The sequence below is a fragment of the Streptomyces sparsus genome, assembly GCF_054776295.1.
Window position 1 is genome coordinate 1 of the sequence record NZ_BAAHCA010001568.1, and the last position, 688, is coordinate 688.

General features: G+C 76.5%; 1 protein-coding gene. It reads left to right on the forward strand.

Annotated elements, in window-relative coordinates:
- Window positions 1–296: 296 nt before the first annotated feature.
- Window positions 297–688 (forward strand): MerR family transcriptional regulator (locus tag ACYVE9_RS29645; RefSeq protein ID WP_461030955.1); only part of this gene is annotated, 392 nt, incomplete at its 3' end.

Below are 688 nucleotides of genomic sequence, written 5' to 3' on the forward strand. Positions count from 1 at the left end.
GGGCGCGGACGCGGAGTGCGCGAGGCGCAGCCGCGGTTCACCCGTCGTCCGGGCGGCGTCCGAAGCCCGCGGTGCCGGGCGGGTCCGGCAGTGTGCTGCGGTGGCCGGCATCAGTGCCACTCCTCTCACCGGGCCAGGGCCCGGCCGGTGGGCCGAGGCGGCTTCCGGACGGTCCCGGTGGAGTCCGGGCCCGGCGTGACGCCGCCGCCGGGAGCTCACCGCACCCGGTGGAGCCAGATTCGACGCGACGCACAGGAGCAGCAACTTGCATCGATTGTGCGTCGTATGCTGGTGCCATGGACGACGCACTGGAATTCGACGCGGACGCCCCCGGAATGACCACCGGCGCGGTGGCCCGCCGGCTGGGCGTCGCCCCCACCACGCTGCGCTCCTGGGACCGGCGCTACGGCATCGGCCCTGCCGTGCGCCACGACGGTCGGCACCGGCGCTGGACCCGCGGGGACATAGCCGTGCTGGAGCACATGTGCCGGCTGACCGGCAACGGCATCCCACCCGCCGAAGCCGCCCGGCAGGCCCGGGTGGCCGTGCCCGACCACCACCCCGCCACCGAACCCGCCACCGAACCCGAAGCGGGCGCCGGTTCCGGTTCCGGTCCTCGTTCCGGTTCCGGCCACGCCTCCGGCTCGGGGGCCGGCGCCGACCCCGGCCCTGCTCCCGGAGCGCCCGC